23 protein-coding genes are annotated in these 22,948 nt (G+C 58.4%); 9 read left to right on the forward strand and 14 right to left on the reverse strand.

What is annotated here, in order from left to right; all coding sequences use genetic code 11:
* Positions 1–115 precede the first annotated feature (115 nt).
* On the forward strand, positions 116–1,102 hold the full coding sequence (locus VIL80_RS11275; RefSeq protein ID WP_332036209.1) for a GlxA family transcriptional regulator: 987 nt from the start codon (positions 116–118) through the stop codon (positions 1,100–1,102).
* Positions 1,103–1,126: 24 nt separating this feature from the next.
* Here VIL80_RS11275 and VIL80_RS11280 read toward each other — a convergent pair whose 3' ends face one another.
* Both VIL80_RS11280 and VIL80_RS11285 read right to left on the reverse strand, forming a co-directional pair.
* A complete protein-coding gene (locus VIL80_RS11280) occupies positions 1,127–1,804 on the reverse strand; it encodes a class I SAM-dependent methyltransferase (protein ID WP_332036210.1) in 678 nt (225 codons plus the stop codon).
* Between the two features lie 2 nt (positions 1,805–1,806).
* Positions 1,807–2,316 carry an Hsp20 family protein gene (locus tag VIL80_RS11285; protein WP_332036211.1) on the reverse strand — a complete coding sequence of 170 codons (510 nt, stop codon included), beginning with the start codon at positions 2,314–2,316 and terminating at the stop codon, positions 1,807–1,809.
* Between the two features lie 246 nt (positions 2,317–2,562).
* Between VIL80_RS11285 and thpR the strand changes: the two genes are divergently transcribed.
* On the forward strand, positions 2,563–3,171 hold the full coding sequence (gene thpR, locus VIL80_RS11290) for an RNA 2',3'-cyclic phosphodiesterase (RefSeq protein WP_332036212.1): 609 nt from the start codon (positions 2,563–2,565) through the stop codon (positions 3,169–3,171).
* A 91-nt stretch (positions 3,172–3,262) separates the two neighbouring features.
* On the opposite strand, the gene VIL80_RS11295 is transcribed toward thpR, so the two are convergent.
* Positions 3,263–4,321: a superantigen-like protein SSL4 gene (locus tag VIL80_RS11295; protein WP_332036213.1), complete on the reverse strand. Its 1,059-nt coding sequence runs from the start codon at positions 4,319–4,321 to the stop codon at positions 3,263–3,265.
* Between the two features lie 528 nt (positions 4,322–4,849).
* Here VIL80_RS11295 and VIL80_RS11300 point away from each other — a divergent pair.
* Positions 4,850–5,209: an HPF/RaiA family ribosome-associated protein gene (locus VIL80_RS11300; protein WP_332036214.1), complete on the forward strand. Its 360-nt coding sequence runs from the start codon at positions 4,850–4,852 to the stop codon at positions 5,207–5,209.
* A gap of 271 nt (positions 5,210–5,480) precedes the next feature.
* Here the strand turns inward: VIL80_RS11300 and gorA are convergent, their stop codons facing one another.
* Positions 5,481–6,842, reverse strand: a complete 1,362-nt coding sequence (gene gorA, locus VIL80_RS11305) for a glutathione-disulfide reductase (RefSeq protein ID WP_332036215.1) — start codon at positions 6,840–6,842, stop codon at positions 5,481–5,483.
* Positions 6,843–7,083: 241 nt separating this feature from the next.
* Here gorA and VIL80_RS11310 point away from each other — a divergent pair, with 241 nt between their 5' ends.
* The gene (locus VIL80_RS11310; RefSeq protein WP_332036216.1) at positions 7,084–7,629 is read left to right on the forward strand and encodes a hypothetical protein; all 546 of its coding nucleotides are present in this window, start codon (positions 7,084–7,086) and stop codon (positions 7,627–7,629) included.
* 136 nt (positions 7,630–7,765) lie between these two features.
* Here the strand turns inward: VIL80_RS11310 and VIL80_RS11315 are convergent, their stop codons facing one another.
* The 4 genes from VIL80_RS11315 to VIL80_RS11330 form a co-directional block, all read right to left on the reverse strand.
* Complete coding sequence (locus VIL80_RS11315) at positions 7,766–8,995, reverse strand: TIGR01620 family protein (RefSeq protein WP_332036217.1); 1,230 nt, start codon at positions 8,993–8,995, stop codon at positions 7,766–7,768.
* Positions 8,995–10,434 (reverse strand): YcjX family protein, encoded by a 1,440-nt coding sequence (locus VIL80_RS11320; RefSeq protein WP_332036218.1) that lies wholly within the window; start codon positions 10,432–10,434, stop codon positions 8,995–8,997. Before VIL80_RS11320 ends, VIL80_RS11315 begins: the two co-directional genes overlap by 1 nt.
* A gap of 163 nt (positions 10,435–10,597) precedes the next feature.
* A complete protein-coding gene (locus tag VIL80_RS11325; RefSeq protein WP_332036219.1) occupies positions 10,598–11,374 on the reverse strand; it encodes a GIN domain-containing protein in 777 nt (258 codons plus the stop codon).
* Between the two features lie 122 nt (positions 11,375–11,496).
* Positions 11,497–11,916: an HIT family protein gene (locus VIL80_RS11330; protein WP_332036220.1), complete on the reverse strand. Its 420-nt coding sequence runs from the start codon at positions 11,914–11,916 to the stop codon at positions 11,497–11,499.
* 571 nt (positions 11,917–12,487) lie between these two features.
* Between VIL80_RS11330 and VIL80_RS11335 the strand changes: the two genes are divergently transcribed.
* From VIL80_RS11335 to VIL80_RS11350, 4 genes are all read left to right on the forward strand, one after another.
* Complete coding sequence (locus VIL80_RS11335) at positions 12,488–12,877, forward strand: hypothetical protein (RefSeq protein WP_332036221.1); 390 nt, start codon at positions 12,488–12,490, stop codon at positions 12,875–12,877.
* A 228-nt stretch (positions 12,878–13,105) separates the two neighbouring features.
* The gene (locus VIL80_RS11340) at positions 13,106–13,570 is read left to right on the forward strand and encodes an FKBP-type peptidyl-prolyl cis-trans isomerase (RefSeq protein WP_318953828.1); all 465 of its coding nucleotides are present in this window, start codon (positions 13,106–13,108) and stop codon (positions 13,568–13,570) included.
* 155 nt (positions 13,571–13,725) lie between these two features.
* Positions 13,726–14,532: a tRNA cyclic N6-threonylcarbamoyladenosine(37) synthase TcdA gene (tcdA, locus tag VIL80_RS11345; protein ID WP_332036222.1), complete on the forward strand. Its 807-nt coding sequence runs from the start codon at positions 13,726–13,728 to the stop codon at positions 14,530–14,532.
* Between the two features lie 16 nt (positions 14,533–14,548).
* Positions 14,549–15,253, forward strand: coding sequence for an alpha/beta fold hydrolase (locus VIL80_RS11350; protein WP_332036223.1), 705 nt, complete (start codon positions 14,549–14,551; stop codon positions 15,251–15,253).
* Between the two features lie 61 nt (positions 15,254–15,314).
* Here the strand turns inward: VIL80_RS11350 and VIL80_RS11355 are convergent, their stop codons facing one another.
* Positions 15,315–16,982: an aminotransferase class V-fold PLP-dependent enzyme gene (locus tag VIL80_RS11355; RefSeq protein ID WP_332036224.1), complete on the reverse strand. Its 1,668-nt coding sequence runs from the start codon at positions 16,980–16,982 to the stop codon at positions 15,315–15,317.
* A gap of 24 nt (positions 16,983–17,006) precedes the next feature.
* Positions 17,007–17,792 carry a TatD family hydrolase gene (locus tag VIL80_RS11360; protein WP_332036225.1) on the reverse strand — a complete coding sequence of 262 codons (786 nt, stop codon included), beginning with the start codon at positions 17,790–17,792 and terminating at the stop codon, positions 17,007–17,009.
* Positions 17,793–17,949: 157 nt separating this feature from the next.
* On the opposite strand from VIL80_RS11360, the gene VIL80_RS11365 reads away from it, so the two are divergent.
* Positions 17,950–18,540 carry a LysE family translocator gene (locus VIL80_RS11365; RefSeq protein WP_332036226.1) on the forward strand — a complete coding sequence of 197 codons (591 nt, stop codon included), beginning with the start codon at positions 17,950–17,952 and terminating at the stop codon, positions 18,538–18,540.
* Between the two features lie 22 nt (positions 18,541–18,562).
* On the opposite strand, the gene VIL80_RS11370 is transcribed toward VIL80_RS11365, so the two are convergent.
* From VIL80_RS11370 to VIL80_RS11385, 4 genes are all read right to left on the reverse strand, one after another.
* On the reverse strand, positions 18,563–19,429 hold the full coding sequence (locus tag VIL80_RS11370; protein WP_332036227.1) for an SDR family NAD(P)-dependent oxidoreductase: 867 nt from the start codon (positions 19,427–19,429) through the stop codon (positions 18,563–18,565).
* Entirely contained in the window at positions 19,426–20,430 is a 1,005-nt protein-coding gene (locus VIL80_RS11375; protein ID WP_332036228.1) for an SDR family oxidoreductase, read from the reverse strand. Before VIL80_RS11375 ends, VIL80_RS11370 begins: the two co-directional genes overlap by 4 nt.
* A 100-nt stretch (positions 20,431–20,530) precedes the next feature.
* On the reverse strand, positions 20,531–21,484 hold the full coding sequence (locus tag VIL80_RS11380) for a bile acid:sodium symporter family protein (protein WP_332036229.1): 954 nt from the start codon (positions 21,482–21,484) through the stop codon (positions 20,531–20,533).
* A gap of 13 nt (positions 21,485–21,497) precedes the next feature.
* Entirely contained in the window at positions 21,498–22,862 is a 1,365-nt protein-coding gene (locus VIL80_RS11385; RefSeq protein WP_332036230.1) for a flavin-containing monooxygenase, read from the reverse strand.
* Between the last annotated feature and the right edge of the window lie 86 nt (positions 22,863–22,948).

Raw genomic sequence — 22,948 nt, forward strand, 5'->3', positions numbered from 1 at the left:
CTAGTTATGGGCATACTGGCCAGCAAATTTGAGCATCTGGCCAATCCCCACAGGCGCCGCCAAAAGCGCGCCGCCGTTGACCGCACAACGGATGCCCCTTCCCAGAGAGTTACCCATGCCAACTGTCACATTCATGCTCGTCGATCAAATGCTTTCCACCGGCACCATGTTGCCGCTGGAAATGTTGCGGGGAGCCGACAGCCGCGCGCGAGCAGAGGGCGAAAAAAATCCGCTAAAGCTGGTCACAGCCAGTATCGACGGCAAACCGGTCCAGACGAGCTCCGGATTCCAGCTGACGCCAGATGTGGCATTGGTCGATGCGCCAGACAGCGACATCATTTACCTGCCGGCACTGTGGCGAAACCCTCGCCCCGCCCTGCGACGTAGCGGTGCTTTGCTGGACTGGCTGAAACAGCAGGCAGCGCGCGGTGCGGCGATCAGTGCCGTGGGCACCGGCGTGTGCTTTCTCGCGGAAGCCGGACTGCTGGATGGCAAACCCGCCACAACCCACTGGCATTATTTTGAACAGTTCGCCGCGAACTACCCCGACGTCAGGCTCAAGCGGCAATACTTCATCACCCAGGCCGACAAGTTGTTCTGTGCTGCCAGTGTCAACGCGCTGGCGGATGTAACCGTGCATCTGATTCGGCAGCTCTACGGCCCCGCCATTGCCAGCCACGTGGAGCGCAATTTTTCCCACGAAATCCGCCGCCCGTTCGAAGAAATTGCCTATTCCGAGGGCGCAGTACACTTGCACCCGGATGAGGATATCGTGCAGGCGCAGACCTGGCTGAAACAGCACTGCAGCGAAGATGTAAAACTGAGCGAGGTGGCTAAATTTTTCGATATGAGCGTGCGCTCTTTCAACCGCCGCTTCAAACTCGCCACCGGGCAGACGCCACTGCAATACCTGCAGAATGTCCGCGTGGATATGGCGCGGGAACTGCTCCAGTCCACCAATCTTTCCGTCAATGAAATCGCGGAAAAGGTCGGCTATCAGGATATGGGGCACTTCACCGCGCTGTTCAAAAAATTCCTTTCGACCACACCCAGCGAGTATCGCACCACCGTGCGCGCCAAGCTGTTCCGCGTCAACACCTGACCCATCTTTGCTCAAGCGGGAAAATCACTGCTTTTTCAGGAAAATCACATCCGGCGCACAGATCTCCAACTCTGCCTGAAGATACTGCGCCAGCCATTGAAATGTTTGCTCACTGAAAAAAACAATGTGCGTGGGGTCGCGGATATAGTGCCAGTTCGCAAACCGTTCGGGACTGGCCACCAGCTTGGTCATCAATGCCAGCAGACCGCCCGGTTCAATGCGGTGCCACAACATCTGCAACACTCGTAGTGGATCCGCCAGATGCTCAACTACTTCGGTACTGACAATAAAATCAAACTGGCTATGCAGCACCGTGGAATCCGGCTGGTAATACAGATCGTAGGTCGCCATGGCATGGCCCGCCTGCTCCAGCAGGCGCGCCAGTAATGGCGCAGGTCCACAGCCAAAATCCAGGCCACTGGCCGCCGGTGGAAGCCTCTCCAGCAATGGTTCGGCACAGCGATTCAGAAAGCGCTGGTACCCCTCGTCATTCATGCTGTTTTCGTGGAGATCGTAATAGGCTTTTTCGGCGCTGGGGGAGAGATGAAATTCCGGCGGAACGAAAACCAGCGCGCATTCCGCGCACTGGTAATACGCCCGAAGCTTGTCGCGATGATAGAAGTGTGCCGCCGGATGGCGGCACAGTGGACAGGAAGGGACGGCGGATTCAGATCCGCCGCCATTCAGGGGAGAGCCGCTCACATTCAGGCGGCTTGTTCACTCTGAGAACTTCCCCGGGTAGATGTTTCCGAAACATCCACATTCGCGGCCTTTTCCGACTGCAGCAAATTGCCACTGGAAATCTCAATCTTGCGCGGCTTCATCGCCTCGGGAATTTCCCGTACCAGGTCAATATGCAACAGCCCGTTAGCCAGCTGCGCTCCGGTCACTCTAACGTGATCGGCGATCTGGAAACGACGTTCAAAATTGCGCGCGGCAATTCCGCGGTGTAGGAAATTGCGACCACTCTCTTCCGCGGCTTTTTTGCCACTGACGATCAATCGATTCTGTTCCATATGGATATCCAGCTCAGACTGATCGAAGCCCGCAACGGCCATGGAAATTCGGTATGCGTTTTCCCCGGTCAGCTCGATGTTGTAGGGGGGATACGCTGGTTGGTTCTGCTCGGAAGCCGACATGGAATCCAGCACTGAAGCCAGACGATCAAAGCCGATGGCAGAACGGTAAAGCGGGGAGAGATCTAAATTACGCATTATCATATCCTCAATTCAGAGCAATATTTGTAGCTATTCATGGACCCATCAATTGGATCATTCATGTAAGCTGTGAAAAACGTCTGTACCACTGATACCAGACAATCAAATCCGCGTATCGCTAACAATACTCACAAGTATTCACGAAGTAGCGGACATCCCGGGAGGCACCTCTGTCGAGCCTGCCGCCCTTAATCTCAGATATGCGGCCATCCTCCCCGGCTTCAAGGGTGCCAAACAAAAAAGATGCAAATTTTTAAAACCAATAAAATCACGGACGTGATTCCCTCAGGCAATGACCAGCCGTTGCGCCTGTTTATTGGAATAGCACCGGACCGTGCTACGCAGCGGTTTCTAGACGCCACGTGCGAGCATCTCGAACGACAGGGTTTACCGCGCAGCTCCCGTTGGGTCAGCAGCGCCAATCGCCATCTCACCCTGGCCTTTCTCGGCGAAACAAACGCCGAACACCTGCACACGATTGAACATTGCCTGCGGCAAATCGCCTCTGTCGCGCCCCCCTGCCACGGGGAGATTGTCAGCACTCACCCCTTCCCTAAAATTCGCGCAAAACTACTGGCGGCAGAGCTGCTGCCCAACCCGCAACTCACCGAGTTGCAGCAACAGTGCTGCACCCTGATGCGAGCAATCGGCAAGCAGCCCGAGCGCAAGACCTTTCGCCCACACTTCACACTGGCGAGAAGCCGGTCCGGTTTTACGCTACCGCAACCTCTCGCCACCGCCTTCACTTGCAGGCTGGACAATCTCACCCTGTACCATAGCCTGCTCGCTCCCGGCGGTAGCCAGTACCGTCCGCTGCTATCACTACACCTCGAGGGTCAGCCACAGGAGTAACTGGAGCCCACAGGCACAAAAACCGGCACAAACAAAAAAGCCCGCAAAGCGGGCTTTTTTGGGGGCTTGTTCTACAGTAAATTTCGACTGGTTAGTCGAGCTGCGACAAAACGTACTCCGGGTACATCACCAGCCGCGGACGGGACAGCCTGCGCGCATCAAAAATAAACACGTAGCGCACCCCCTCATCTTCTGCAGGGATGGTGCGGCGGAACCGCCAGGAGTTGATTTTATATGTCTGGCGACCGGCACTCACCGGTGCTACCAGGCGGTACTGATTTCGTCCCAGGAACTCGAAATCAATGGCCTCGCCACCAGACGGGCGCAGAGACAGGTTGCGGAAGGTCTGCCTGCCACTGTCGTCTTCATCTTCAAGCTCACTTAAAACCTTTTCGAGCCGCTCCTGCTCACTGCGCGCAAAGGCAAGCAACTCGGGGTCTATCTCACGCTGCACGACTGCCGGCGCCTGCGGCTCGGCGACCATCGGGGTGGGCTCTGGCGATTCCAGCTGCGGCGCTGCCGGTGTCAGCGACGCCACGCTGGGTGCGGCAATTTCCGGCTTGCCCACCGGCACTGCCGGCTCGACGGCCTTGCGCTCGCTCGCCGCTTTCGCTTGCGCCCTACTCTGGTTCTCCGCCTGCACCAGCATGGCCTTCACCAGCTTGTCGACGAGCGCCTGCTGCTGGGCCAGGCGCACTTTGTTGTCCGCAACAGATGCCTGCGAAGACTTCATACGCGTTTCGAGATCACCAAAGGTGGTTTGGATGAACTCTACCCTGCGGTTGCGACTGTCGACGCCACGCTCCGCCATGGAGTGCGCATGGCGCGCCTTGTTGAGGGCGCGCTCGGTATCAGTGCTGGGGGTCTGCTTGTGCTCACGCTCCGCCGCCTTGAGCTCTTTCAACGTTTGTTCGTAATGCGTACGGGCCTGACCCAGGGACTCCTGCGCACGCTTCAACTTGTAGTCGTAGCCGAGCATTTCATTCTCTACATCTTCCAGCTCTACCAGCCGGTTTTCCAGAGATTGCTCCATGCGTGCAAGTTTGTTTTGCTCAACGGTCAGTGAAGACTCCCCCTGCACCGTTGCGCACCATCCCATTACCCCCACAAAGCCCGCAAAAATCAGCGAGCAACCACGGTTTACCGCCATAGTCAAAAGTCCGTTGTTTGAATTTTTACTTCAGGATACGCAGAGGCGCGCGTGCGCTTATCGCGGAAAGTGTCCGGACTTGCATCGGGAAGCGGATAACACCCTGCAAAACCGGCACACTAAATGCCCCATACGAGGCGTGACAATGTACCCCAGACAAATATACGCAGCAATGACCGTGCCAACGGGATTGCTTGACACGCAGTGACTTGTGCCGCAAATCACGACTTTTCAGGTGACTGAAAAAGTTCCTGCGGACTAACAAATATTTGTGACATTTTATTGATTCGAGAGCTTGATTTTTTTTCTGAGAATCGCATTATGACCTACAGGGAGATAATCCTGATCCGGCATGAAAACCGGCCCGAGCGCAAAACACCCTAGGTTGCCAACCTGGCAACAATCGAACTGCGATCTCCGGTGACCCGATTTTCACGCTGAACAGACTCCCTACAGGGCGCCCTACCTTCTTTCAGCAAACCGCGTATGCGGCCTGCATAGGTCCTTTATAACCGGAGGTATGTGCCCATGAAATCAGCGCCTTACGATAACATTGTGTTCCGCGATATCGACAAGTCAGCCGCCCTGGCAGACACCGTATCCAAAAAACTGCACAAGCTGGAACGTTATTGTGGCGACATCATACGAAGCCGTGTGGTCCTTGAAGCCCCCCATCATCACAAGCACAAAGGAAAGCAGTACCGAGCTTCCGTTGAGCTTGCCCTGAGCGGTAACCCCGTCACCATTACCAACGAAAGCGATTCTATTCATCGCGCGGTCAATGGTGCCTTTGACTCCGCGGAGCGCTGCCTGAAAGAACGCGGAGACCGCCGTAAAACCCGCCGACACCAGATATCGGTATCGGCGCCAGATATCGAGACCGACTAATTTTGCCGCCAATCGCGGTATCGTGACCAACCGAATATGGCAACCCGAGGGGGAACTAAAAATTTACCTGTTGCGCCTCTAACTGATGGAGACGGGCTAAAGGGCAGCCGCCAAGCAGCCTGTCGCTGAGGAAGAAGAAGCGCCGGCATTCACTCACTGCCCGACATGGGCAAGGAGCGTAAAAAATGAAAAAGCTGTGCCGGATTGGTTTCCGGCACAGCTTTTATATATATCCGACATGCGCTGAAAACTCGGCGCCCCCCAACCGATATTACTCCGGCACTGCCGTTCGCATAGTGACAAACTCCTCTGCAGCAGTAGGATGGATGCCGATGGTCTGATCGAATACTGCCTTGGTTGCGCCGGCTTTCATTGCCACAGCCATGCCCTGAATGATTTCACCCGCATCAGCCCCCACCATATGCACGCCAATCACCCTGTCGCTTTCCTTGTCGACAATCAGCTTCATCAACGTACGCTCGTCTCGCCCACTCACCGAGTGACGCATGGCGCGGAAGTCTGATTTATAAATGACAACCGAGATGCCCGCCTGACGAGCCTCCTCCTCGGTCAGCCCCACGGTGCCGATATTTGGCTGACAGAACACCGCCGTCGGAATGTTGTTGTAATCGATTTCCGCCGTTTTCCCGCTCTGCCAGTGCTTGACCAGTGCCATGGCCTCCGCAAGCGCAACCGGGGTGAGCTCCGGGCCGCCGGTGACATCCCCCAGTGCGTAAATGGAAGTTACGCTGCTGCGAAAATTGTCGTCCACCCCAATAGTGCCGTCTTTGTGGACTACCACCCCCAACTTGTCGAGCCCCAACCCCCGGGTATTGGGGTGGCGTCCAGTGGCGTAGAGCACCGCATCCACCTCCAAAACATCGCCGTCGCTACCGGTCACCCGCAGGGCTCCGCCTTCGAGTTTTTCTATGGACTGCACCTGGTGGTTAAAATGGAGGCAGACATCCTTTTTAACCATTTCATCACGGACGAATGTACGCACATCATTGTCGAAACCGCGCAAAAACAATTCCCGGCGATATGACAAGTGGGTTTCCGCGCCAAGGCCAGCGAAAATACCCGCAAACTCCACGGCAATATAACCACCGCCAACTACCAGCATCCGGCGCGGGAACACCTCCAGGGAAAAAATTTCATTCGAGGTGATGGCGTATTCACTACCCGGAAAATCCGGCACAAACGGCCAGCCGCCTGTGGCTACCAGGATGCGTTCTGCGGTATAGCTGTCTTCCCCCACATTTACCTGTTGTCGCCCGGTCAGGCGCGCCCTGCCATCGATAATATGTACGCCGGCATTGGCAAGCAGATTGCGATATATGCCATTGAGGCGGGTGACCTCTTTCGCATTATTATCCCGCAGAGTCGCCCACACGAAGCGCGCATCTTTTTGACCTTCCCAACCGTAGGCTTCCGCATCTTCGAACGCTTCCCGATAGGCACTGGCGTAAACGAACAGTTTTTTCGGAACACAACCCACGTTGACACAGGTGCCGCCCATGTAGCGGTCTTCCGCCACTGCCACGCGCATTCCAGCAGCCGCAGCCATGCGGGCAGCGCGTACACCACCGGAACCTGCACCAATCACAAAAAGGTCAAAATCAAACTCAGACAAAACTTACTCCTTTCACTCTACTCATGCCGCCATCTGTACTTGCTACACGGTTGCCGATCCACACTATTGTCAGGTTAAACACACCTGATCAGTACAGGGAAACGCGCACTAGTCCACAATTGGCACATAAGCGACAAATCATACTTAAAACTCGTTGACATAAGACTGGCGTTTCGATATTCATGTGACGCTTATCACAATAACAAGCCTGATAGCTAAAACAACAGTAGGGCATTCAACAATGAACACGCCAGACGCCACCAAGACACTGTCATTTTTTCACTCCACTCTCACCCGCAAGCTGATACCGCTGTTCGCCACAGTGGTTGCCTGTTTTTTCACGGCGGTCAAAGCCAATGCGGCCAGCTCTCACCCGGCATATCTCGACAATGCCTATTGCGAAAGCGTGGTCGAACAGTTCGTGGATTCAGGTATGCGTAGCCTGGGGAAATACATCAATGAAAACTTCAAACCCGAGTACAAGGGCGGCATCCGCAACACCATCAACTTTCTGAATCAACGCGCGGAATGGCTGGGAGAGTGTGACTCTTACCTGAAAGACACCGCAGACAGTCGTGTTTTTTACGATGAGAAAAACACCAAAGACATTTTTGAAGCAATAGACGCGCTGGCCAAAGAGCTGCAACTGGTTCGCGAAGGGGTTGAATATCCCGATGCGGCAGGCAACAACAATCCTCGCCCGTTCGTAAAAAGCCGCTTTGATACCCTGGCGAAACTGGTTGACCAGCACCACACCCGGATGCTGATGAAAAAGCAGTTCCGCTAATAGCGCTCAATAACCTCACCTGATGGGACCGCGCAAACCGGGTACTCCGGCTTCGCGGTCCTTTTTCCATCCACGCTTTCCTACACCCATTCCCTGCAGACCGATTGGCCTATCGCCAGTTTGTCTTCTATCGCCATTATTGATCGCGAGTGCGGCGTGGCGATGTACTCTCCTGAACACCTTCCTGAATAATCCTGTCCGCGTCGCCGATCGTGGATGCTGTGTCGGGCCAATTATTGCGGTCGCGCCCCAACAATCGCTCTTTCAGACTGACAGCAATCCGCTTGGTGAGCGCCCCCAGCCGTGGGCGCTGCTTTTCGGAGAAGGGAATCGGGCGACAGCTGTGGACGGCGGCAAGCCCAATTCTCGCCATAAACAGGCTGGCACCCATGCCCTGCCCCAGTCGTGCAGACACAGTGCTCAACATACTGTCGCCCACCAGTTCCGGCCAGAGCTCACTTACCGCATATTCACTGGCACCGCTGTAGGCAATCAACGCCAGCACCTTCTTGAACAATCGCCAGCGTACGACCACCGACGGTCGCACTCCGTATATCTGGGCGACGTCGTCAATCATGCGCATCGATTGCCGCAGAGCGACCAGTACATCCAGCGTAGTGAAGGGACTTAACCCCACCAGCGCACCGGTGGTTGTGGCGTGGCGGACAATGCGCCGCAGCGCCTCCTGATCCAGCGCCTCAAAAAAATTCAGCTCAAGGTGCCGTAACAGTTCGCTGTTGTCATAGTAGTCCGGCATCTCGTCCTGCACCCGGGCGAGCAGCGCTCCCTGCGGCTTGCCAGCGAACAGTTCGCTCAGCTGCTGGTTGAGCGGCTCGACCGCGTCTGTGGCACGACTGTCTCGCACCTGTGCCGCGAGCTCCTGGGTTTTCTGCAGCTTGCGCAGCGGCCGGCCCGCGCGGAAATACTCCCACACCGCACTCACCATGGTGAGCACCAGCGCGCCGATCACTACTCCGGCCAACAACCCTAGGGTCCAGTGCATGTCTGCGGCCCAGTAAAAAAACTGCCGCAGCTCCCAGAACACCGCACCAAATGTGAGCGCCAGAGCCGCAAGCAGCGCAGGCTTCCACAGCCGTAAACGAAACACCGGCAGGCGCAGTTCGGAAAACGAGATCTTGTCCGGCAGCGACTCGCCTGTGGTAATGGAACGCGGCAACGGCGCTGGTTCATCCGCGAGGGCTTCCACCCGGGTACTGGCGCGTCCCCGTGTCGAGGGCTCTTCCGCTTCGAGGTTTTCAATACGGGTCTGGCGTCGCGGCCTGGTCGCCAAAGACGGCTCATCACTTCCACCGCGTTTGGCGCTCGCATTTTCGTCACCGGAAAAGTTTTTACCTGAGCCAGCCATCAGACCTTATCTCCCAGCAACAGATTCAACAGTGCATCCATGCGGATATGTGGCATGTAACCTTCGCGCCCAATTCCCATGGGCGGCCGCAGCTGCGGCGGCAAACCACCCTTGTAGTGCTGCCACTCTCCATCCTGTGGCAAGTGCGCGAGGATTTCCGCATTTTCGAACCCGAGATAACTTCCATCCATGGCGTGGCCCACCAGCAAACGGCGGCCGTCACGGACACTTTCGTTGGAGCAGCGCACCGCGGCAATAGCCTCACAGAACAGCGGCAGGCCGCGATGGCGGGCACCGGAAAAAACCTGCTGCAACTGCTGGCCAAGCAGCTGGCGTAGCGAGTCGTGATCCGCCGCCAGCACCTGGTCGACCTTGGTGGCCGCGAACACCAAACGATCGATACGCGGGCGCCAGAGTTTGCGCAACAGCCCATTGCTGCCGTAACTGAAGGTATCGGCGATTTGCCCGAAAGCCTTGCGCATATCTTCGAGTGCTTCTTCGCCGGCAAACAGGGTGCTGATCAGATCCACCAGCACCAGCTGGCGATCCAGATGACGGAAGTGGCTGTCGACAAATGGTGTCACCCGCTCTTCCACGTATTGCCGATAGCGAGCTTCCAACACCTTGTACACACTGTCCTCAGGCAGTGCATCCAGGTCAGCCTGGCTGCGGTGGCCAATTCCGGGCAAGGGGAAAAAACCGTACTCCTCGTTGTCGAGAAGTGCCCTTCCCGGCTGCAGATAACTGAGCTTGCGGGCGCTGCGGCAGTCGCGCAGGAACTGCCGGTAGTTCTGCCACAGGCTGTCGATCTGTCGCGTATCCGCAGTGGTATCCGGCGCAAGCCCATGTAACTGTGACAACAGCGCCGGCGCCAACCCGGCCCGCGGCTCCTGTTCCAGCAGATCTCGCTGGTGACGGCACCAGGTGGTGAAATCCATTCGCAACAGCGGCAGGTCCATCAGCCACTCGCCGGGATAATCGCGGAACTCGAGGATGACTTTTTGCCGGTAATTGCGCCCGAGGCGACGCCCCTGGAGGTGGACGTGTAGCTCGAGAGCCGAAAGATCACGGGTGGATTCCGGCCAGCGCGGCGGGTTGGTGGTCAGGGCCCTCAGGCACTGCTCGTATTCAAACAGGGGCAGCCCCGTGTCCATCGCCGGGTGCAGTTCAGCCCCCTGCAAACGCCCATTCAATGCGGGGGAAAAGCCGGGTAACTGCGCGCGGTCGGGATGACTGAGCTGGTAGATGAGACTGGTAATCAGAGTGGATTTTCCGGCACCGCTGAGGCCGGTGATGCCAATACAGATACGCCGGTCGAGCAGCCGCTCTGCGGCCCAGTGGGACTTCTCCATGGCCTCTTTGCGCAACTGTCGAAACTGTCGTTTGAAGGCGCGCAATCGGCCTTTTGCCCCCCCGGGCTGATCGTCAGCAGAACCCATGAAAACTCCTTTTGCACGCGTGTAACGCCGCGGAACCTGCAACACCAAAGCACAGAGATGGAGGCCCGCATGACCGTTTCAACCCTTGAAGTCTATATGTTCCCACACAAAGCAAAAGCGCGGCCGTGGCCGCGCTTTGGGATGCTATGGGGAATAGAGCGAATCACTCCACCAGGGCAATGTCGCCAGATCCCATCACCGAGAAGGACTCATTGGCCGGGCGCTTCAACACAATATCACCAGACCCCATGATCGCGCCGCCGGCATTGGTAGCACTCAGGCCCCTGCCCATGAAATCGCCACTGCCCATCACCGTGACATTCAGATTCGCCACCTTGCCGCCGATAGCCATATCACCTGAACCCTTGATCTGGGCAGAGAAGTCCTCGCCGATAAAGTTGTCCATGCGGATGTCGCCAGAGCCGGTGATCCCCGCGGAGCCGTGCACTGCCAGCACCGTGCCCAGAATCAGGTCGCCGGAACCAGTAACGCCAGTGCTGAGCGCCTCCGCCGCCACTTTATCCACCTTGATCATACCGGAACCGGTTACACGCAGTTCGAGCTTCTCACTCTCCAGGGTGTCCGCCTGGGCATCCCCGGAGCCGGTCACACGAATGGCATTGACCACGGGCAGGGTGACACGAAACTCGATTTCCGGCTCGGTGCTGACGGTAACCACACCGAACAGGCTCTTGCTGTCGGCCTCCACCCACAGGGACAGGTTACCGTCCCCATCTACTTCGGCACGGGCATAGGGCAGATATTTTTCCTCGCCGTGCGCCGTTACGGAAAAGGTATTCCCCTGCACTACCTTGAGGTCAGAACTACCTTTGAGCGCGATGGCAGAGAAGCTGTCCAACGGGAAGGTTTTACTGGAATCCTGTGCCTGCACTGCGCTGGTACCCAGCACCAGTAGCAGCAGAGCGGAAAAAATCGACATTCTGGAAATCATGAGCCGGTAACCTGTTTTCTGTTGATTGCCACTGAGACGCAGCCACCCAGTCATCTGGATGCAGGGGTGGGCAAATTTTCTCGCGTGGACACCCCACCGCCCTTCCCTTGTCACTCCGCGCTGTCGCGGTAGCCCAGCTCCACTAGCGCTGCACGCAGTTTCGCCGCCTCCGCCGCCAGCACTTCCGGCTCCGCAGGCTGCTGCAAGGCAAAATCCAGTTCGGCAATTCCGTCAATTGGCACCAGGTGGTAGTGGGTGTGGGGCACTTCCAGTCCCGCCACCATTACGCCCACACGCTTCGGCGAATAGACCTTCTTCTGTGCCTTGGCCACCTTACCGGCCACATCCAAAAGGTGCGCGCTGATCTCGGCGGGCACGTCGTCCCAGTGGTCCACTTCCGCAATCGGAATGACCAGGCAGTGGCCCGGCTTGACCGGCGCAATGGTCATGATCGCCACGGCGACGTCATCACGCCACACAAAGTGCCCCGGCAGTTCGCCGTTGATGATTCGGGTGAAAATACTAGCCATCTTGTGCCTCGTTCTGTTATCCAAAGACTGCTACAGCAGCCCGAAAGCGACTAAAAATTGAACCAAACGTAACAGCGCTCGCTGGAGACAGGAGTTACGTCCTGCGCAGCAGAAATTACTGGAGACCGGGAAGTCTAACAGTGCCACTTTCACCGGCGCCACCCGCACAGTGCGTTAGTGACCCTTTAGGGCTAGACCGAAGCCAGCGAGAAGCAAAGAGGCCCGTCAAAAACCGCCGCCGGAGGCAATATACGCCAGGGTTTTGCACCTAATTAAACCTCGCAGTACAACCCGTGGAAGGCTGTGACAATTTCGTGGCATTTCGTTGGCAGGGGTATCCCCATCCCGTAATCTTGCCGCCCATATCGCGACAGGCAGTCCCAGCCCCTCTCCGGAAGCCGCAAAACGGCGGAAAAATCTACCGGGAGAGTGTCGGCAAAGCGTATCGACAAACCGAGGCCATTCGGACACCGCCGCGACACACTGATTACCGTCTCACAGGGGGAATCCACCAATGCCGAGCGCCGAGCCCACGTTATTGCCCATCCAAACGCCCCTCCCCAGGGGGGCCGTGACTACCGCGCCTAAGGCACAAAGCTGTCCGCAGGGGCTGCTTGCGCGCCTGGGCGGCCGCCAGTTTCTCAACCAGACCGTGGCCGAGTTTTATCAGGCCATTGGCAAATACATGGCGCCTGAAGATTCTGCAGATCACCACAAGCAACAGAGCCGACAGGCCCAGTTTCTGGGCCATGCGCTGGCCGGGGAACCGGAACCTACCTACAGCGCGCGCGCCAGCTTCCTCGCCCGGGGCCTTAACCCGGCGCTATTTGAAGCCATGCTCGAATATCTCGAGGCGCGGTTCCTCGAGCTGGGCTTTTCCTCGGCAATATGTGACCAATTGGTACGCACCACCAGCGAACTTCTGGGGCGCGGTGAAGAACCCCTCTCGATCGCCTGCTGACCTACCCCATCCCCTCCGGCACAGCCCCGCAACCGGGGCACTGCCTCTTCTGCCTTTATACTTCAACACTCCTTTCCCGAGGCGCAACCGCGGTGCAGGCCGCCGCTCAGTTGCGAGTGCCGGGTCCGCCCAATACAATGCACGCTCATTCAGCCTTATACCCCCGTTTGCTTTCCTTCCGTAAGCGGTAAGCGCTACAACTCACTCTCAAGACACAAGAGATTGCCAATGAAAATTGCTAACCACAGCGTGGTGGAGATCAACTACACCCTGAAAGACGCCGAAGGTACCGTGATCGACACTTCCGAAGGTGGCCAACCGCTGAAATACCTCCAGGGCGTGGGCAACATTATTTCCGGGCTGGAAAAGGAAATGCTGGATAAGAGCGCCGGCGACAAATTCACCGTGGTGGTTGCGCCGGAAGACGGCTACGGCCCGCAGAACCCGGAACTGATCCAGACCCTGCCGAAAGACGCATTTGGCGGAGTTGAAGAGCTGCAGGTCGGTATGGCGTTCCGCGCCCAGAGCACCGAAGGTCACCCGATCGAAGTGGAAATCATCGACATCGATGGCGACCAGGTCACCATCAACGGCAACCACCCGCTGGCCGGCGTGGAACTGCACTTCGACATCGAAGTGGTTTCCGTGCGCGAAGCGACGCCGTCAGAGATCGACCACGGCCACGTGCACTAAGGCGCGATCCGGTTACCGCGGGGCGCACTCTGTGCCCCGCACCTTACTCTTCCACGTACCATGCCCAAGCGACCGTAGAGCCAGCTCGAATCCAACGACGAAATCTACCGGTACGCTCTCCAGTGAAATCTCCCGCAAAACAGCCCGGATAAACCATGTCTCTCAGTGACTCCTACCTGCAACGGTTTGGCGGCATCGCCCGACTCTACGGCACAACCGCACTCGAGGCACTGCACGCGGCCCATGTGGTGGTTATCGGTATCGGCGGCGTCGGCAGCTGGACCGCGGAAGCACTGGCGCGCAGCGGCATCGGCAAAATCACGCTGATCGACCTGGACGATATCTGCATCACCAACACCAATCGCCAGATCCATGCACTGGTGGACACCATCGGTGAGATCAAGGTGGAAGTGATGGCAGAGCGGCTGCGGGCCATCAACCCGGAAATTGAAGTCCACACCCACGAGGACTTTATCGCCAGCGACAATTTTGCCGAGCTGCTCAACCCGGAAAATACCCCCATTGATGTGGTGGTGGATGCATTTGATAACGCCCGGGTCAAGGCCGCCCTGATCGCCTACTGCAAGGCGCGAAAGATCCGCCTGATTACTGTGGGCTCCGCCGGAGGCAAAACCAACCCCGCTGCGATCGACTGCACCGACCTCGGACGCACGGTAAGCGACCCGATGCTGGCGAAAGTGCGACAACACCTGTATCGCTTCCACAATTTCCAGAAGTCCAGCAAGCGTCAGTTCGGTATCGATGCGATCTACTCCACCGAACCCATGGTGTACCCGCAGCCGGACGGCCAGGTGTGCCAGCAAAAAAGCGGTATGCAGAACGGTGTCAAACTGGATTGCAGCGGCGGTTTCGGTGCTGCCACCATGGTAACCGGCACGTTCGGCTTCGTGGCGGCGAGCAAAGCAATAGAGCGGATTCTGAAACAGCGCCAGAAGAATTGATCGAACGGAGATCGATGTGAACAGCCGCCCCTGCTCGGTAGTATTGATACCCGGTTTTATGCTGGACGAGACTCTGTGGGACGAGTTCAGTAGCGAGCTTCCCGAAGACTGGGCGGTGTATACCGGTGCGCTCACCGGGGCACAAAGCATAGCTGGGATCGCGCGGCATATCGCCGAGCGCTCACCACAGCGCTTCCTGCTGATCGGATTCTCGCTGGGCGGATACGTGGCCAGACAACTGGCGGCGGACTTCCCGGAAAGGGTCGAAGCACTGGCAATCGTCGCCAGCTCCCTGCGCGAGGACACACCTCAGCAAATGAAGTTGAAGCAACAGGCGGTAAACGCACTGTCCGCGGCCAGATTCAAAGGGTTGAGCAACAGCACAATCGCGAATTCGCTGCACCCCCGTCGCGCCGCAGACGCCGACCTGATCGCCCGCATTAAACACATGGGAAACCGCCTGGGGTACCACGCCCTGGCGACGCAGTCCGCACTGGACAGATCCGGGGTTCCGACAGAGTCGATACGCTGCCCGACCCTGGTGGTGGCGAGTACTGACGATGCACTGCGTTCGCTGCAAGAGGCACAGGAACTGGTGGATGCGATTCCCAACGCGTCGCTAGAAATTATTGATGACAGCGGTCACATGATTCCGCTGGAACAACCGCGGGCACTGGCGGCCACGATAATCCACTGGCTGCAAGTGCAGGGAATTCACTGAGGGGAATTGCCGGCAAATCCCCGAAAGCACGTGCCCTTACATCAATCGACTCCTGGCGCCATCATTGTTGTTGCATTAATAAAAAGGCTCGCTCCAACAGCGCTCGAAAGCCGTTGGCCCGGGACTCACTCAATTGCTGCTCCAGTCCCAGCTCTGCAAACAGGGATTCCAGATCCGCACGTACCACCGCACCACTTTCCTGCCCATCCAACCGCAGTAGCAGCAGCGCACCCAGCCCCCTGACGATGCGGCTGTCGCTGTCGAGCGCAAATCGGTGCAGACCATTTTCGCAACGGTGCACCAGCCAGGCACTGGACTCACAACCCCGCACCAGATTTTCGTCGCGGCGGATCGAATCCTTGCGGGACACCGATTTGGCCCACCCCATCAGGGTGCGGTAGCGGTCCTGCCAATTGCGCTGGGCGCGCAGCGCCCCGATATCCAGTGCGCCCAGGTCATCCCCCTGCCAATCCGCGCTCTCGGTGCCGGTGTGTGCCTCTCTCTGCACTTCCACGTCATCGTCCAGGTGCGCAAAAAAATCCGCGACCGCGGCGACAAATTTCTCCACATCGTCACGGGTATTGTAGGCGGCCACCGACGCGCGCAGCGTGGCACTGTGGCCAGTCGCGCGCACCAATGGCTGGGCACAGTGGTGGCCGACGCGCACTGCGATGTCGCGCGCGTCCAGCCACTGCATCAGATCAATCGCCGCACAGCGCGGATGGGTGAAAGCGACAATACCCAGATTGTTGTCCGCTGTACTCAGCAGGTCCAGCTCTGGAATCTGCCCCAAACGATCGTGTATATAGTGCAGCAGCTGCTGCTCATGCCGCGCCATGCCCGCCCTATCCTGCTGCCCGAGAAATTCCAGGCAGGCGCCGAGCCCGGCGATGGCCGCGAGCGACGAGGTACCAGCTTCAAATTTATGCGGCAGATCCGCAAAATGGTTGGAGTAGAGATCGACATCCGCAATCATCTCGCCACCGCCCTGCCACGGCGGCATGGCCCGCAACAGGCGCTCACGACCGTATAGCAAACCGACGCCGGTCGGGCCGTAAAATTTGTGTGCTGAGCACACAAAAAAATCGCAGCCGATAGCCTGCACATCCACGTGCTCGTGCGCCGCCAACTGGGCGCCATCCACAATCCAGTGAATATTTTTATCCGCGAGCGCGGCGTGCACAGCTTTCAGGTCGGAGCGAAAACCAAGCGCATTTGAGCCTGCGGTAGTCGACACAATTCTGGTGCGCGGCGTAAGTACTTCAGCGACACGATCAAAGTGCGGCACTCCCCGGGTGTCCGGCACATAACGCAGTTCCAGCTGGTAGCGCTCTGCCATCATCTGCCAGGGCACGAGATTGGCGTGGTGCTCTGCTGTAGTTAAGACAATCTGGTCACCGGGCTGCAATTGCGAGCACAAGCTGTAGGCCAACAGGTTCAGGCCCTCGGTAGCACCGCGGGTAAATACAATCTCTTTCGGGCTGGCAGCGCCGAGAAACACAACGGCGCGGGCCCGCACTTGCTCCACCATGTCGGTGGCGCGACGGGCCAGACGATGGCTGGACCTGTGGGTATTGGCGTTGCTGTGGCGATAAAAATCCGCGATAGCATCGATCACGCATGCGGGCTTTTGTGTGGTGGCGGCATTATCCAGATACACCAGTTCGCCGTTCTCGCTCTGGGCAAACAGCGGAAACTGTTTTTTGAATGACTCGACGGAAAAACTCATAACCAGGTATTCACCACTGGGCATTCACAGATTGAACAGTGCGCGGGTATTTTTTTCGGTTTGCGCGATGACTTGCTGCACGTCAATTCCGCGCAACGCCGCAAGGGTTTCCGCTACCGCCGGCAGATACTCCGGACTGTTGCGTTCACCCTGATGACCAGCGTGCGGCATATCCGGGGCATCGGATTCGAGCAACAGGGATTCCAGCGGTACCGAGGCCAGGGTATCGCGGGTTTTGCTGGCGCGCGGATAAGTAATGGTGCCGCCGACCCCGAGCATAAATCCCAGCCGGCGATACTCCTCGGCAATTTCGCGGCTTCCACTAAAGGCGTGGATCACCCCACCTTTTTGCGGGCGCATTTTTTTCAGTATGCGGATCACTTCGCTGTGAGCGCGCACGCAGTGAACGATTACCGGCAATTCCAGGTTTTGCGCTGCGCGCAGCTGCGACGAGAACACCGCGAGCTGTGCTTCCATGGGTGTGTAGATGTTGGCATCCAGTCCACATTCGCCCACCGCGACGCAGCGGTTGGCACCGGCCCGCTCGCGGGTAACTCGCTCTTCCACGGCGCGCTGCAGCTGCGCGGGTTCGATGGCGAGTTCCGCAATCCACCAGGGGTGCACCCCCACCGCGCCGTACCAGCCGGGCTGTGTGTTAACCAGCGCAAACAGCTGGCGCCATTGGGGAATACTGATACCGGGAATGATCACGCCCTGAATATCCAGCGCGATACAGCGCTGCCATACCTGTTGGCGATCGGCGGCGAAGGCGTCGAAGTCTAAATGGCAGTGACTGTCGATCATCGACATGGCGAGCAACCGCAGAAAATTTGCAGAATTCTAGCATGGCACCTGTGGCACCGGTTTACCGCGATAATCGCAACGCGGATAATCTGTGCGACTATCTATGCACTATGCAACGTCAAACTGCGCGCCGTTGCCACTTGACTTTCCCACGAGGCCTACCTTGCTCGAAACGCTGCTGCCGATCGCCCTGTTTGTGTTTTCAACCAGTATCACACCCGGGCCGAACAACCTGATGATGATGTCGTCCGGCCTCAATTTCGGGGTCGGTCGTTCAATGCCGCACTTCCTAGGGATCTGCCTCGGTTACCCGGCCATGATCATTGCCATCGGCCTTGGCCTCGGCGCACTGTTCAGCCAGTATCCGATATTGCACGAGGTGGTTCGCTGGGTTGGTATCGCCTACCTGCTTTATCTGGCATGGATCATTGCCAATACGCGCGAGGTGGGCTCTGCGGAAGGAAAGAAGCCATTTACCTTTTTACAGGCAGTGGCTTTTCAATGGGTGAACCCCAAGGGCTGGATTATGGCGGTGGGCGCACTTGCGGCGTTTACCACACCGGACGGCGCCATGCTGATGGAGGCCGGACGCATTGCCCTGGCGTTCATACTGATCGGCGGCCCCTGTATCGTGGTCTGGTTGATGTTTGGCGTGGGCCTGAAACAACTGTTCAAAGAACCCCGTTACCTGAGGTTTTTCAACATCACCATGGGCGTGCTGCTGGCCGCCAGCGTAATCACCATGATCCGCTAACGGCGCAAACGCACACTCACATTCAGCGGTCAGCCACCTGTGCTGCCCGCCCCACTTCCAGCTCCACGCGGAAGTTTTTCACCATCTGGCGCAGGAACAGTTTCGGCGCAAGCTTGTACAGGTAGGCCCCCAGCAGGGATTTGTCGCGCGGGAACAGGCGCTCCTTGCCTGCGACCAGTGCGCGGACGATCTCACCCGCCATCCAGTCGGCACTGCGCACCTGGCCAATGGTGCTCTGGGCGTGTTTGGCGCGACCACCGTCGCCCGCCAGGGCGTTGGTGTCGATATTGGTGGCGACGAAGCTCGGGTAGACCATGAGTACACGCACGCCTTCTTCGCGCACTTCCTCGCGGAAGGTCTCGAAGTACTGGTGCAGCGCACTTTTGGCAGCACAGTAACCCGCACGCCCCAGTACCGGCATCCAGCCTGCCATGGAGCTGATATTGATGACGCAGCCAGAAGCCGCGCGCAGCTCTCCCATCAGGCCCTGTGCCAGCTCCACCGGCGCGTGGTAATCCACCGCCATCACCCGACGGATGACCGCGTTGCTGGTCTGGGTCGAGAGACTTCGGTGGGTGATGCCGGCGTTATTCACCAGCAGGTCGACCGCACCGTAGAGGTTGCGCAGTCGTGCGCACAGTTCCGCCACCGCGCTTTCCGAGGACAGATCGGTAACGAATACATCCGCGTCGATATTCCGCGCCTCCAGTTCCCGCGCACGCGCGGCCAGGGCTTCCGCATCCATATCGACCAGCGCGAAGCGCACCGGCCCCTGGGCGACGAAGGCCGTTTCAAGCGCGCGCACCAGTGCCCAGCCGAGCCCACCGGCAGCACCGGTAACCACAAAAATCTTTTCCCGGTTCTGCGGAGTGATCAAGGGGGCGCTCATGCGGCCTGGCCTCCCGCCACCGTTGCAGTTGCGGGATCGGCATGGGTAACCCGCGCGCTGCCCGCATCAACATCGACACCGAGAACGTTTTTTGCGAAATAGGCGAAGGCTTCCGCAGAGGTTTTGCGCGGGCGGTAGCCTAACTCGCTCTTCAGGCGGGTATTCAGCAATACCGGACGGTATTGCAGAAACATCACCTGTGCCGGTTGCACATTGCCGAATCGCAGTCCGTAGCTGATACCCAATAACATTTTCACCAGCCACACCGGTGGACGGCGCAGGGGCTTGTTCAGCAGGCGGGCGATTTCCGCAGGCGTCAGCGCACCATCACCGGCCAGGTTGTAAATGCCGCTGGCATCTTCGACCACCCCGTGCTCGATCGCGCCGACGACGTCTTCATCCCAGATAAACACAAACGGTGAATTGTGGCCGCCGGGATCGAGGATACTGCTGCCAGTAAACAGGTCGCTGATCTTGCTGTTGGTGGTGGCGCCGATAATCGAGCAGGGACGGAGGATGAGCTGACGTAACTGCGGATGCTTCTGGCGGTAATCCGCCAGCATTTCCTCCACCAGACGCTTGTGGTCCGAGTAGGCAAATTCAGGGTTGCCGCGCAGAGGGAGATCCTCCGTGAGCCAAGCGGGATTGTCCGCATGGTAGCCGTAGGCCGCACCGCTGCTGGTCAGGGTCAGGTGGCCCACGCCGGCGGCGATACAGGCTTCCAGTACATTGCGCGTGCCGTCCACATCGATACGGTACTCACGCGCGCGATCGCGACCAGAGGCCATGACCGAGGCCAGGTGCACCACATGGGTAATGCGCTCGGCACGCATCAGCTCCGCCAGCGCCGCATCGCAAATATCCATCTGGAAGATGGGGAACGCCGCCTCGCGCTGTGCGATATCGACACCGACCACGTCCATACGTGTCGCCAGCGACTCCCCCAACAGGCGACCGACATAGCCTGCCGCCCCGGTAATCAATACCCGCTTATCACTCATGTTCTGCTCTTCTTGTTATGGCCAGAGTTGTTATGGACCAGGTTGTTATGGGCCAGAGTTTTTGGCCTGGCTGCCAGCGCCGGCCGCGCCAGCGAAATCTTCAGATCGAATCCGCGGCCTGTGCATTCGCGCCCGCAATGCGCCGATCGCTGTAGTTCCAGTAGCCGGCAAGACTGAGCCCGGACACCAGATGCCAAACGCCCCAGAAGCCCGCCACCACCAGCATCTCCCCGGACCCCGGGTAGAAAGTGAACAGAATGGCGAGCGCCAGTCCCGAGTTCTGGATGCCCACCTCCATGGTCACCGCCCGCCGATCCCCCTGGGGCAGGCGCGCCCCGCGGCTGGCGAGATCGCCAATCATGAAAGCAATGGCATTGTGCGCGATCACCAGCACCAGTACCGAGCCCGCAATCTGCAGTGCGGTCTGCCAGTGCTTGCTGAAGGAGATCACCACAAACAGCAGGAAAACGAACAGCGATGCGGTGCGGAAATGCCGCTCACTGCGCTCGGCAAAGCGCGGGAAGCGCCCCCCCACCAGCATGCCGAGCGCCATGGGCAGCGCCAGCACCAGCACCACCATCAGCACCATGTTTTCCGCCGGCAGGTGAATGGCCTGCAGGGCTTCACGGGTGTTCGGGTTGAGGCTGCCGTAGAGGGCGAAGTTCAGCGGTGTGAGCACCACTGCGGCGAGACTGGATATGGCCGTCATGCTGACCGAGGTGGCCACATTGGCGCGACCGATCCAGGTCATCACATTGGAGAAGGTACCGCCGGGGCAGCAGGCCACCAGAATCATGCCAAGCGCCAGTCCGGGGCTGATGTCCAGTGCCCAGGTGCCGAAACAGGTAATGGCCGGCAACAGCAGGAACTGCGCCACCATCCCGGTCACCGGCGCCACCGGGCGGCTCAGCACACGGCGGAAGTCCGCGGTGCGCAGCCCCAGCGATACACCAAACATCATGAATGCCAGCACGGCGTTGAGGGCGATCAGCGCCGCCGGCGACATCTGGAAACTGTCGATAGAAACGGATAAAGCGGGATTCAAGTTATTCATTGTCCTGGCGACCTCAGCGGGTCGCTGCGGCCGGATTGGCTGAAAACTGTGCAGTATCCTCAACCCGGTGGTCACCGAGCAAGTCCCGGGTGTGACCAGCCAGTGCCTTCAGGTAGCTGTCCTTGTGCACGTAGTAGGCCATACGCTCCAGCTTCAGGTACTGCATGCCGCCATCGGCGCGTTCGCCCGCCTGGGCACGCTTTACCTGCTTGAGCTTCTCGGCAGAGGCTGCACCCGACGCCAGCTGGCGGATATACAGGGCCACCATCTCCGCCTGGCGGTTGCGCCCTTCCCAGCCGAGTCCCGCGGCCTCCACCATGCCCATCAGGAACAGGTTGTCGTACTCCGGATGGAACACATTCAGATACAGGCGCGGGGCAAAACCCTCCCAGTTGAGGTGGGCAGCATCGATAAACGGATAGTGCAGCTTGTAGCCAGTGGCCATCAGGATCAGGTCGTACTCGCCAGTGCTGCCGTCGGTAAAGGTCACGTTGTGGCCATCCACCGCAGTAATGTCCTTGCGCACCTTGATATCACCGTGGCCGATATGGTGCAGGATCAGGGAGTTGATCACCGGGTGCGACTCGAACATCTTGTAGTCCGGCTTTGGCAGGCCGTACTGCTCGGGCGTACCCAGCATGAATTTCGACAGCGCGGCACTGATACGCTGCTGGATAAAGCGCGGCAGTTTGATCTTGCCACCCACCGCGTCGGTGGCCTTGCCGCCGATAAACTTGGGCAGGAAGTAATAACCCCGGCGCAGGCTGATATCCACGCTCTTGGCGCGGTGCGCCGCGTCCACCGCGATATCCGCACCACTGTTGCCACAGCCCACCAGCAGCACGCGCTTGCCCTCGAACATGGCCGCGTCGCGGTAATCCGCGGAGTGCAGCAGTTCACCGGCGAACTCACCAGGCAGTTGCGGCATATTGGGATGATGCAGGGTGCCATTGGCGATCAACAGGCCGCCGAACACTCGGGTCTGCTCTTCGCCCTTGCAGCGGGTGGTAATGTGCCAGTCTTCGCCGATGCGCTCGCAATTAAGCACTTCGGTTTCAAATTCATAGTGGCGGTACAGATCGAATTTCTGCGCATAGGCGCGGAAGTAGTCACGCATTTCGCGGTGACTGGGGAACAGTGCCACCTCATCGCCCATGGGGAATTCTGCGAATTCGGTCATGCGCTTGGACGAAATCAGGTGGGCGGATTCGTACATGGTGCTGGTGGGGCTATCGATATCCCACAGACCACCCACATCGCTGTGGATCTCGAATCCCACACAGGGGATTCCGTGCTTGGCCAGATTGCGTACACTACACAGCCCCATGGGGCCGGCGCCGATAACCGCGAAAGGTTTCATTCCCGCCAATGGCTTCATTATTGTTCTCCCACTATTACCTGTCAGGGTGAACGCCGCGCGTTCCAGCTGACTTTCTTGTCATATCACGTTGGCGATCAATATAA

It is taken from the genome of Microbulbifer sp. (assembly GCF_036563125.1).
GTDB lineage: Bacteria > Pseudomonadota > Gammaproteobacteria > Pseudomonadales > Cellvibrionaceae > Microbulbifer.